Raw genomic sequence first — 12,261 nt, 5'->3', positions numbered from 1 at the left:
AACCGTCCGGTCGTAGGTTCGAGTCCTACAGGGTCCATATCCATTTCGCATGTTTATTATGTCAGTGGGAAGCTTCCTTGTAGAAGGGAGCTTTTTTTACGGAATATATGAGCATTTTAATTGAAAAGAAGTGGGATTTTTGCTACGTTAATGATAGCAAGACAATGTGATTTATTTGTTTGCACCCTATGGCAATTAGGGTAGAATGAAGTTGTATGTCACTTAAGTGGCAATACATAAACTGGGAGGAATATAACAATGGCAAAACACGAATTACCAAATTTACCTTATGCGTATGATGCTTTAGAGCCTCACTTTGACAAAGAAACAATGAACATCCATCATACAAAACATCATAACACTTACATTACAAACTTAAACGCTGCTTTAGAAGGTCATGCAGAATTAGCTGACAAAAGCGTAGAAGAATTAGTTGCAAACTTAAACGAAGTACCAGAAGCAATCCGTACAGCAGTACGTAACAATGGTGGCGGACATGCTAACCATACATTCTTCTGGACAATCTTATCTCCAAACGGCGGCGGCCAACCAGTAGGCGAACTTGCAACTGCAATTGAAGCGAAATTCGGTAGCTTCGATGCATTCAAAGAAGAATTCGCAAAAGCTGGCGCAACTCGTTTCGGTTCTGGTTGGGCTTGGTTAGTAGTAAACAATGGTGAGCTAGAAGTAACAAGCACGCCAAACCAAGATTCTCCTCTAACTGAAGGTAAAACTCCAGTTGTAGGTTTAGATGTTTGGGAACATGCTTACTACCTAAATTACCAAAACCGTCGTCCTGACTACATCGGTGCATTCTGGAACGTTGTAGATTGGAACGCTGCTGAAAAACGTTACCAAGAAGCAAAATAATTGTAATAACGATAGAAAAAGCTAGGAGAATGCTCCTAGCTTTTTTCTATGCTTTCCTTTTACATAATTGGGCTTGTCTTTGGAAGACTAGAACATGAAGTAAAGGAGAGTTGTGTATGAAGTGGAAACATATAATTGGTGATGTTGAAGTGAATCGGGATTTAGTGTTGTTGCTCCTTATTGGAGGTTTATACACGCTCGCAATTTCTTTATCGAATACGTTTGTTAACATTTATTTATGGAAACAAACACAAAATTATGTGAATCTTGGCTTGTATAATTTGGCCAGCGTTGTATTACAGCCTCTCACATTTCTTATAGGTGGGAAATTAGCGAAGCGTATTGATCGCTCAATCTTGTTACGAATAGGCGTAGGCACGTTAGCTATTTTTTTTATCGTTGTTTTAGTAGCGGGAAAAAGCGCTTCTCACTATATTTTATTAATGGGGGCTCTTTTAGGAGTCGGATATGGTTTTTACTGGCTCGCGTTTAACTTATTAACATTTGAGATTACAGAACCAGAAACAAGAGATTTCTTTAATGGGTTTCTTGGACTTCTTACATCCTTCTCTGGCATGATTGGACCGATAGCAGCTGGATACACAATTTCACGTATGGAAAAATGGAGTGGCTATACGGTCATATTCTTTCTTTCGTTAGTGTTATTTGCAATTGCTGTTATTTTAAGCTTTTTTGTATCTAAGAGAGAATGTGAAGGACGGTATGAAATTGTACAAGTATTGAAAGAGCGGCAGATTGATAAAAATTGGGGAAGAATTACACGTGCTCATTTTTTCCAAGGGTTGAGAGAGGGAACGTTTATTTTTGTGATTTCCGTGTACGTGTATTTAGCGACGGATAGCGAACTCGCCTTAGGAAAATATAGCTTAGTAAATTCTGCTGTATCATTTGTATGTTACTACTTAGTCACTCGTATGTTAAAGAAAGAGTGGCGGAAAAAGGCAATTTTGCTTGGAGGCATTATTTTATATGCTGTCGTATTTTTAGTTATATTCGACGTTACATACGCAAAATTACTTATTTATGCAGCGTGTATTGCGGTTGCATACCCTATTTTGCTCGTTCCGTACGGGTCCATGACATATGATGTAATTGGCAGAGCGAAAAATGCGAGAGAGTGGCGTGTAGAGTATGTAGTTGTCCGGGAATTATGGTTAAATGCAGGAAGAATTTGTTCGATTTTAAGTTTTTTATGTGCTGTATTATTCTTTCCGCCTGAAAAAAGTTTACCTTATTTATTATGTATTTTAGGTGCAGGACATTTCCTTATTTATTTTGCAGTTAAAAATGTCAAATATGATGAGGGAAATGCAAGTAAAACAAGTGTTGTAAGGCAAGGGACTGCGCAGAATCAAACAGAACCAGAAGGTTAACTTCTCGGTTGTTTTATGCTAGAATAGAAAAAGATGTAAGACAGCAGTGAGGACACCTGTATGAAGGTGTCCCTTTCACATTACATAGCTGTTGGTAGAGGGGGTTTGTATGAGCAAGAAGCAGAAACAACAAAAGAAAAAGACTCACGTTCCTTTTCGGTTAAACGTGCTGTTTTTCTGCGTGTTTTTAATGTTCTCCGCGGTTATTGTAAGGCTTGGATATGTACAAATTGTTCGCGGTGAGGAATATAAGAATGAAGTGGAGAGGAAAGAGAACTCGACGATAAGTAATCCTGTACCACGTGGGAAAATATTTGACCGTTATGGGCGAGCTGTAGTAGATAATGCAGCTGTACGTACGATTACATTTACAAAAATGAAAGGGTCAACTGCAGAGGCTCGCTTAGAAACAGCGGAAAAGTTAGCAGATTTGATTGAAGTCCCGACAGATAAATTAACAGATCGCGATAAAAAAGACTATTGGCTTGCTACGCACAAAGAGGAAGCTAAAGAAAAAATTACGAATAAAGATCGTCAAGAGTTAAAAGATAAAAAAATTGACGATAAAGAAGTAGATGAGCGTCAACGAAATCGCGTGACAGAAGAAGAAGTGAATCAATTATCCGCAAAAGATTTAGAAGTGCTAGCGATTAAAAGCAAAATGGACGGCGGATATGCGATGACGCCACAAGTCATTAAAAAGGATGCTACAGAAAAAGAATACGCGATTATTAGTGAAAATCTAGCAACATTACCGGGTGTAGATACAAATGTTGATTGGGATCGAAAGTATATTTATGATGATTTATTCCGAAGTGTACTTGGCGGGGTGTCAACGTCTGATGAAGGTTTACCGAGAGAAAGACTAGATTACTATCTTGTTCGTGATTATAATCGAAATGACCGCGTAGGGAAAAGTTATCTTGAGCAGCAATATGAAGATAGTTTGCATGGTAATAAAGCGGAAGTGAGAAATATTACAGATAAAAACGGTAATATTTTAGAAACGATTAATGTATCAAAAGGGCAAAGTGGTAACAATCTGAATTTAACAATTGATATGGAATTACAAAAGCGTGTAGAAGAAATTATCACTAAAAATTTATTGAGATATAAAGGGGGACAACCTCTTTTAGATCGTGCATTCGTTGTAATGATGAATCCGAAAAATGGTGAAGTTTTATCTATGGCAGGGAAACAGTTAGTGGAAGAGAATGGCGAAACGAAAGTGCAAGATTTCGCATTAGGAACGATGACAAGCTCTTATCCGATGGGATCAACTGTAAAAGGTGCGACGGTACTTACAGGATATCAAACAAATGCCATTCAACCAGGTTCCTACCAACTTGATGAACCAATCGTATTGAAAGGAACGCCGAAAAAATCTTCTTGGAAGACGATGGGATCTATTAATGATTTGACAGCATTAAAAATGTCTTCTAACGTTTATATGTTTAAAACGGCGATGAATCTCGCAGGTGTTCAATATGTGAGAGGTGGTACGTTAGATATACCACAAAAAGCATTTGATACGATGCGTTATTATTTCGGACAGTTTGGACTTGGTGTGAAAACAGGTATTGATTTACCGAATGAATCAGCGGGCCAAACAGGTAAAGGAATTCAGCCAGGTTTCTTATTAGATTTATCAATTGGACAGTATGATACGTATACACCACTTCAATTAGCGCAATATGTTTCAACAATTGCAAATGGTGGTTACCGTATGCAGCCGCAAGTTGTGAAAGAAATTCGTCAACCGGCAGTGAAACCAGACGAAGTTGGAAAAGTGGTTCATTCAATGGAACCGAAAGTACTAAATCGTATTGATATGCCTGAATCACAAATTAAACGTGTTCAAGAAGGATTTAGACAAGTATTTAACGATTCTGGTGGTACAGCTACGAAATACTTTACAGGTGCACCATATAAAGCTGCTGGTAAAACAGGTACAGCTCAAACTGTGTATGGCGGAGATAAAGAGATAGGTAGAAAGGCAAACGGTGAGCGTAAAGAAACATATAACTTAACGTTAGTAGGTTATGCGCCACTTGAAGACCCTGAAGTAGCATTTTCTGTTGTTGTACCTTGGGTGGATGATAAATCAGGTATTAACGGATATATTAGTCGTGATATTATGGACGCGTACTTTGATTTGAAAAAAATAGAAAATGGCGAAGCTTCAAAAGAGGAAATAGATAAGAAAAAGAAAAATCAAGATCAAGATGACGAATAAAAAAGTTGTAAAAAAAGCACACTATCTGAAAAGATAGTGTGCTTTTTTTTATGGTTCATGCATACGTTTTAATAAAATGGACAAGCATATCATATCGGAAAATTGAGGAATCTCACAAATGATATGTATGTATCTCCTCTGAAGGAGAACGGTTTTATAGACCAATCATCAGTGAAGATGAACGGTGGCTACGGATTCAAGTTTCCCCTTATGTTGATTCTTGTGGAACTTTACAAAACTTTTACAAACAATTAAAACCGAATTAATAGTTTAGCAGTATTCTTATATCTGTAATCCTGTTATTTCCGGTTACTTCTAGGAGGAAGAACACGTGAAATGGATAAGTGCATCAATTAAAGTTTTCATGCTGTCGACATGTTTTCTTTATGTTGGCACGTCTACTGTATTTGCTGTGAATGAAATGGGAGAAGTGAGAGTTGATGGATCCTCAACAGTTTTCCCTATTATAGAAGCAGTAGCGGAGGAATATACAAAGGCGCATCCAAACGTGAAAATTTCTATCAGTGTTTCTGGAACAGGAGGAGGATTTAATCGTTTCAGTAAAGGAGAAGTAGATATAAATAATGCTTCGAGAGCAATGAAACAAGTGGAAGAAAATGAAATGAAGAAAAACTCTATTCAGTTTACACCGTTTGAAGTCGCTTACGATGGTCTTACGATCGTTGTGAGTCGCCAAAATACTTGGGTAAACAATATGAAGGTAGACGAGTTACGTCTATTATGGAGTGAAGATGGAAACGAAAAGCGATGGTCACAAATTCATTCTTCATGGCCACGTGAACAGGTGAAGTTTTATGCGCCAGGTGTAGACTCTGGTACGTATGATTATTTTCAAAATGTCATCTTACAAAATAGTCGCATTGTAAAAAAAGTCTCTTTGTCTGAAGATGATCAAGTTATTATGCAAGGGGTAATGAATGATAAAAATGCCATTGCTTTTGTAGGATATGCGTATTATATGGCCAATCGAGATAAGGTGAGAGCAATAAAAGTGAATGGTGTACTTCCGACGAAAGATACCATTCAATCAGGTAAGTATAAGCCATTATCTAGGCCACTATTTGCTTATGTGAATGATGCATCTATCCGAAATAAAATGAATGTAGCAAATTATATTGAGTTTATGATTCAGCATGTTGGTAATCTCGCTGAAGAGATTGGATATGTAAAATTACCAAAAGAAAAATATAATGAACAGCTGCGGATGTTAACAGAAATAAAAAGGTAATGTCAGGGTGGAAAGGGGTTTTCATCTTTGGCTCATAATGACAAAAGTCAAATTACATTTTCTGTACAAAATTTGATTGAAAGAAATACAAAACAAAGAAAAAAAACGCAGCGAATCAATCGAATAGTTCCGTTATTACTAAAAATAATTGCTAGCGTGTCTATTGTAACGACACTTGGAATTATTTTTACATTGGCAAATGAAACAATGATGTTTTTTCAAAAAATACCATTACACCCCTTTTTGACGGGAAAAGAATGGTTACCTTTTTTTGAAAATCCTAAATTCGGTATATTACCACTTATATGTGGAACGTTCCTTGTAACAGCAATTGCCATGTTCGTAGCAATTCCTATCGGTTTAGCGTGTGCCGTATTTTTAAGCGAATATGCTTCAAGCAGTGCAAGGAAAGTATTAAAACCGATGTTAGAACTATTAGCAGGTATCCCGACAATTGTATATGGTTTTTTTGCATTAACAGTTGTCACACCACTTTTACAACGGATTATACCAGATTTACAGTTTTTTAATGCGATTAGTCCAGGTATTGTTATTGGCTTTATGATGATACCTACAATTGCATCTCTATCTGAAGACGCGATGAGAGCTGTAGCGAAAGGAACGAAAGAAGCTTCGTTAGCACTTGGAGCAACTCGGTTTGAGATGGTAAAACAAGTCGTGTTTCCTTCGGCTTTTACAGGGATTATGGCAGCAATCCTATTAGCTGCTTCCAGAGCAATTGGCGAAACGATGATAGTTGTAATTGCAGCGGGATCCACGCCGAATGTATCGCTCGATCCGACACACTCTATTCAAACGCTAACAGCCTATATTGTGCAAGTGAGCTTAGGTGATGCTCCGCATGGAACAATTACGTATTACAGCATGTATGCTGTAGGCGCAACGTTATTCTTGTTTACTCTTATAATGAACATCATTTCACACTCTATTATGCGCCGCTTTAGGAGGGTGACATAATATGCGAATGTTGAATCATAAAAAAATACAAGAAAATATGGCATCACGTTTTTTAAAAGACCGAGTTTACAAGTTGTTATTTTATATAGCAATTTTGTTTTCAATAGTAATACTGCTTATTTTGCTTTTTCAAATTTTTGAAAAAGGTATAAGTTACCTTTCGTTAGATTTCTTTACAAACTTCGCTTCGCGTAATCCGAAAGAAGCTGGGATTGCCGCAGCTTTGTCAGGAACAATATTATTTATGAGTATTGTTATACCAGTCTCCTTTATATTTGGAGTTGGAACTGCTCTTTATTTGGAGCAATATGCGAAGGAATCTATATTTAAAAAGGTAATAGAAATTAATAATCAAACGTTAGCAGGAGTACCTTCCGTTGTATTTGGATTACTCGGCTTAACTATTTTTGTATATGCTCTTCATTTAGGAGAGAGTATTATTGCGGCGGCACTGACGATGAGTTTACTCGTTTTACCGACAGTTGTTGTAGCGAGTCAAGAAGCGATACGATCTGTACCAAGTTCATTATTAGAAGCCTCTTACGGATTAGGTGCTACGAAGTGGCAAACGATGTATCAAATTGTATTGCCATCTGCTTTCCCAGGAATTATAACGGGTTGTACGTTAGCGATATCAAGAGCGATTGGAGAAGCGGCACCGCTATTAGTTATCGGGGCACTTGCATTTGCAAATTATGTTCCATTTAGTATGTTTGATAGATTTACAGTTTTACCAATTCAAATTTTTAATTGGATGAGTAGACCGCAAGAAGAATTTCAGTATGTAGCAGCTGCTGGGATGATTGTTTTGTTAGGTTTATTACTCTTTATCAATATATTTGTCTTATGGTTACGAAATCGAAAATAAGTTGGAAATGGATGAAAGGGGAATTCAAATGGTAGCAACAGTAGTAAATGTACAGGTGAAAAACGAGGAGAAAATCGAGACTGCACCAAAGAAAGTAGTATTTGATACGAAAAACTTAAATTTATGGTACGGAGAAGACCATGCTTTAAAAGATATTAACTTAAGCATTCATGAGAATGAAGTTACAGCAATTATCGGGCCAAGTGGTTGTGGTAAATCAACGTACTTAAAAACATTAAATCGTATGGTAGAGTTAGTACCAATCGTGCGAACTACAGGTGTAATTGAATATAGAGAGCGCAATATATTTGAAAAATCATACCCAGTTGAAGAATTAAGAACTCATGTGGGAATGGTGTTCCAAAAGCCAAACCCATTTCCGAAATCTATTTATGAAAATGTAGCATATGGCCCGAAAATTCATGGTATTCGTGATAAAAAAACATTGGATGAAATTGTTGAAAAAAGTTTACGTGGAGCAGCGATTTGGGATGAGTTAAAAGATCGTTTGCATGATAATGCATACGGTTTATCTGGTGGACAGCAACAGCGTCTATGTATCGCACGTTGTTTAGCAATTGAACCAGACGTTATTTTAATGGATGAGCCAACATCGGCACTAGATCCAATTTCAACATTAAAAGTAGAAGAATTAATTCAAGAGTTAAAGAAAGACTTTAGTATTGTGATCGTAACGCATAACATGCAACAAGCGGCACGTATTTCAGATAAAACTGCTTTCTTCTTAAGTGGAGAAGTTGTGGAGTATACAGATACAAATAAATTATTTACGACACCTTCAGATAAGCGTACAGAAGATTATATTACAGGCCGATTCGGTTGATATCGTTGCAAGGCTAAGAGCAAATACCCTCTTAACAGAGGGTATTTCTTATTTTTACCTCATTTAATTAGAGAAGTAATACTTCTCCTATCTTAAGGCTTATTACAAGTAGGCTAGGTAGGAGATCTATATATAATGGCACATAATATTGAGGGGGAAGAAACAATGGTAAGAGAACAGTTTCAATGTGATTTAAAAATGTTACAGCAAAAGGTGATTGAGCTTGGAGAGCTAGCGAGGGAAGCTTTATTGCTTGCTATGGAAGGTCTTCATAAAAGGGATGTAGAGAAAGCGTTAGAGGTAATAGATGGTGATTATCGTATGGATAATTTAGAAGAGGAAATAAATGATCTTGCGCTTATGCTTATTACGAAGCAGCAACCTGTAGCAAGTGATTTAAGAAGGATTTTCATTTCAATTAAAACAGCGACAGATTTAGAGCGTATTGCAGATCATGCTGTTAATATTGCGAAATCAACAATTCGTCTTGGGGAAAAAGAGGTGGTTGTTAGTTTGCACAATCTTGATGAAATGTTTGCAATTGCAAATAAGATGCTACAGTTAGCGCTAGAAGCATATGAGCAAGAAAATTTAACTTTTGCGAAACAAATTGCCGAAATGGATGATTCAGTTGATGAAATATATGGGAAAGCGATTCGTGAATTTATATCTTCAGTTCCAGAACAACCAGAAGCAATTACACAAATTACACAATTATCCTTTGTGGCGAGATATATCGAGCGTGTAGCAGATCATATTACAAATATTGCTGAAAATGTTTTTTATTTAGTAAAAGGAAAGCATTACTTATTAAATGAATAAAGAAAAAAGGCAGGTGAAACATCACCTGCTTTTTTTAGTCAAAACATGACAAAAAAAGCTCGTTGTTTCCTTTAGTTTATGATGATAAGATGTATCATAATATAATGGAAAAAATAGGACATATATGTTGTTCACCTATTAAGGGATATTTTACTAAGTTAATGGTAAGCGCTTTCTTTTTGTGGTGTTGAAAAGGTACATGTATATAGGGAGTTTTACTGCCTGTAAAAGCCCGAGTCGAGTGGTCAAGGCTAATAATCAGTGGGAGATGCACAAAATCCCTACTAATTAAAGTTTCATTTTATACTGCTAGTTAATGCGGGGGAGATAATATACATATCGTATATGAAGTTACTGATCATTATATAAGTGGAGGCTGAAGTATATGAAGGGGGTTATTTTAGCTGGAGGAAAAGGACGACGCCTTAGACCATTAACATGTAATACTCCAAAGCCGATGTTACCGTTATTAGAAAAGCCAGTTTTGGAATACAATATTGAATTATTACGTCAGCATGGGATTCGTGAAATTGCAATTACTGTTCAGTATATGAGTACGGCCATTAAGCAATATTTTGGAGACGGTAGCAAATGGGGAGTTAACTTGTACTACTTTGAAGATTCTCCCCCGCTTGGAACCGCAGGGAGTATTAAACAAGCGGAAACATTTTTAGATGAAACGTTTGTTGTGATAAGCGGGGATGCGTTAACTGATTTTCAATTATCAGAAGGAATTACGTTTCATGAACAAAAGAAAAGAATGGTAACTATGTTTGTAAAGGAAGTAGAAAACCCACTCTCATTCGGTTTAGTTGTAATGAACAAAGAACAAGAGGTTACACGATATATAGAAAAACCGAGCTGGAATGAAGTAGTCTCTAATATTGTGAATACAGGTATATATATTATGGAGCCAGAAATTTTTTCTTACATACCGCCCCGAGAGTTTTTTGATTTCAGTCAAGATGTGTTTCCGCTCTTGGCAAATAAGAACGCGTTATTTGCATATTTGTCAGAAGGTTATTGGTTAGATATCGGTACATTTGATCAATATCGACAAGCACAATTTGATTTGTTAACGAAAAAATTGCAAGTACCTATTCCTTACACGGAAGTATTGCCGATGGTATGGATGGGGGAAGGTGTGACGATTGGAAAAGGAACGAAAATTCACGGTCCTTCTTTTATTGGAGAAGGAGCAAAGATTGGTGTTGGAGCTGTAATTGAGCCATACTCTATTATCGGGAAAAATAGTGTTGTTTCAAGTTATTCTCATCTTCAAAAAAGTATTGTTTTTGCAAATGCGCACATTGGTCAGTATTGCGAGCTATTAGAAACGACCATAGGAGAGCATACAATGGTGGAAGATGACGTTACACTGTTTCAAAAAAGCATTGTAGCGGATCATTGTCATATAGGGAAAAGCACGGTAATTAAGCAAAAGGGAAAACTATGGCCATATAAGGCAATTGACAGCTATTCAGTAGTAGGATCGGCTGGTGTTCAAGAAAGTGAAAAGAGTGCAGGATGGTTGCAAAAAAGCCGCATTGTAGGAAGAGGTAATGTTGAAATCACTCCTCAATTTATTGTGAAGGTTGCGATGGCGTATGGATCTCTTTTTGCCAAAGGAGAAAGTATATTAATTGGGAGTCAAGAACATATAGAAACGACTTCTTATAAAAATCTCTTTCTTCATGCGATTCATGGTATCGGGGTTCATACGATGGAATGCAAAGAAATGAACGAATCGCTTTTTCAGTATAGCATTCAAGATTTACAATGTGCTGGTGGGGTTTTCATTCAAGTAGAAAATGAAAAAGAGGTTGTTATAAAGTTATATGGTAAGGATGGGGTACAATTAACGTATAAGCAGCAAAAAGCGATAGAACAAGTATATATGTCTGAGTCGTTTTATTACGTATGTGAGAAAGAAATGGGACGGAATAAGCTAGTCCATGTTTCTTTACATGATTATATAGAGGCTGTATTAGAGCGCGTTGATATTGAGAAAATACAAAAACAAAAGTTTCATCTTCTTATTAATAAGAGGAATGATATGTTACAACATTTATTGATGCTCTTTTTACAAAGGCTCGGATGCACAGTTACATGGATTTATGCGGGCGAACAAAAGGATCATGTGAAAGCTTTGATGAAATCAAGTAAAGCAAATATGGCACTTATGTTTTCAGAGCAAGGAAATTATTTCGAGTTATATGATAATCATAGTAATATTTACCAAGGAACAGATTTTGAAGAGGTGGATATTCCAGATTTATTACTTGAATCGGCAGGAAATATTTACCCGATGTCTTTGAAATTAGGAGAATGTTACCTTCTATTTTATACGCAGGATGAAAAAAAGTCGTTTCAAGCGAGATGGAAGCGAGATATTTTATATCGAATTGGAAAATTATTCGAGTTAATAGCATTGCAGGGGAAAACATTTCTCAGCATAGTAGAGCAATCACCGCCGCTCTATCTACTTTGTGATGAAGTTGTATGTTCATGGAATGAAAAAGGAAAAGTAATGAGGAAATTATTGGCTGATATGGAAAGAAAGGAAGAAGGTATATTTGAAGGAGTACAGTTCAAATATACCGAAAAAGAGTGGTCTTATATCGTTTCTGACACAAAACAACCGAAATTTTTAGTGTATTCGCATGCCAGAAACCCAGTAATAGCAAGGGAAAACATGAAAAATCTTATAGAAAAAATTAGACAATATCAAAAGGTGTAGAATTTTTATTTTAAAAGTGGTATTATAGTATAGTCTGATTTAAGTTATTAGTACTGGAGGGAATAAGAATGCGTGTGAATATTACTCTAGCATGTACAGAATGCGGAGATCGTAACTATATCTCAAAGAAAAACAAACGTAACAACGCTGAGCGTATCGAGCTTAAAAAGTATTGCAAGCGTGACAAGAAGTCTACGTTACACCGTGAAACAAAGTAAGCAGTAGGAATATTTTCCTACTGTTTCTTTTTTTATTCGATT

General features: G+C 36.5%; 10 protein-coding genes. All 10 read left to right on the top strand.

All coding sequences use genetic code 11. The features are described from left to right. The first annotated feature begins 258 nt into the window (after positions 1 to 258). The 10 genes from sodA (at position 259) to rpmG (ending at position 12,219) form a co-directional block, all read left to right on the top strand. Positions 259 to 870 carry a superoxide dismutase [Mn] gene (sodA, locus tag GFJ36_RS22175; RefSeq protein ID WP_001052034.1) on the top strand — a complete coding sequence of 204 codons (612 nt, stop codon included), beginning with the start codon at positions 259 to 261 and terminating at the stop codon, positions 868 to 870. 116 nt (positions 871 to 986) lie between these two features. Continuing rightward, on the top strand, positions 987 to 2,264 hold the full coding sequence (locus GFJ36_RS22170) for an MFS transporter (RefSeq protein WP_088064421.1): 1,278 nt from the start codon (positions 987 to 989) through the stop codon (positions 2,262 to 2,264). Between the two features lie 109 nt (positions 2,265 to 2,373). Next, positions 2,374 to 4,500: a peptidoglycan D,D-transpeptidase FtsI family protein gene (locus tag GFJ36_RS22165; protein WP_097889607.1), complete on the top strand. Its 2,127-nt coding sequence runs from the start codon at positions 2,374 to 2,376 to the stop codon at positions 4,498 to 4,500. Positions 4,501 to 4,831: 331 nt separating this feature from the next. Continuing rightward, positions 4,832 to 5,749 (top strand): phosphate ABC transporter substrate-binding protein PhoX, encoded by a 918-nt coding sequence (phoX, locus tag GFJ36_RS22160; protein WP_097889608.1) that lies wholly within the window; start codon positions 4,832 to 4,834, stop codon positions 5,747 to 5,749. 27 nt (positions 5,750 to 5,776) lie between these two features. Continuing rightward, positions 5,777 to 6,727, top strand: coding sequence for a phosphate ABC transporter permease subunit PstC (pstC, locus tag GFJ36_RS22155; protein WP_097889609.1), 951 nt, complete (start codon positions 5,777 to 5,779; stop codon positions 6,725 to 6,727). Between the two features lies 1 nt (position 6,728). Beyond that, on the top strand, positions 6,729 to 7,595 hold the full coding sequence (gene pstA, locus GFJ36_RS22150) for a phosphate ABC transporter permease PstA (protein WP_001242549.1): 867 nt from the start codon (positions 6,729 to 6,731) through the stop codon (positions 7,593 to 7,595). A gap of 28 nt (positions 7,596 to 7,623) precedes the next feature. Then, on the top strand, positions 7,624 to 8,439 hold the full coding sequence (pstB, locus tag GFJ36_RS22145; RefSeq protein WP_000226689.1) for a phosphate ABC transporter ATP-binding protein: 816 nt from the start codon (positions 7,624 to 7,626) through the stop codon (positions 8,437 to 8,439). A 165-nt stretch (positions 8,440 to 8,604) separates the two neighbouring features. Continuing rightward, entirely contained in the window at positions 8,605 to 9,261 is a 657-nt protein-coding gene (phoU, locus tag GFJ36_RS22140; RefSeq protein WP_033657724.1) for a phosphate signaling complex protein PhoU, read from the top strand. Between the two features lie 385 nt (positions 9,262 to 9,646). Continuing rightward, a complete protein-coding gene (locus tag GFJ36_RS22135) occupies positions 9,647 to 12,001 on the top strand; it encodes a sugar phosphate nucleotidyltransferase (protein WP_087985250.1) in 2,355 nt (784 codons plus the stop codon). Positions 12,002 to 12,069: 68 nt separating this feature from the next. Then, the gene (rpmG, locus tag GFJ36_RS22130) at positions 12,070 to 12,219 is read left to right on the top strand and encodes a 50S ribosomal protein L33 (protein ID WP_001265616.1); all 150 of its coding nucleotides are present in this window, start codon (positions 12,070 to 12,072) and stop codon (positions 12,217 to 12,219) included. The last annotated feature ends 42 nt before the right edge of the window (positions 12,220 to 12,261 follow it).

The sequence above is a fragment of the Bacillus sp. EE-W1 genome (assembly GCF_009760835.1).
Taxonomy (GTDB): Bacteria; Bacillota; Bacilli; order Bacillales; family Bacillaceae_G; genus Bacillus_A; species Bacillus_A wiedmannii.
This window is presented reverse-complemented; position numbering and strand designations above follow the sequence as displayed.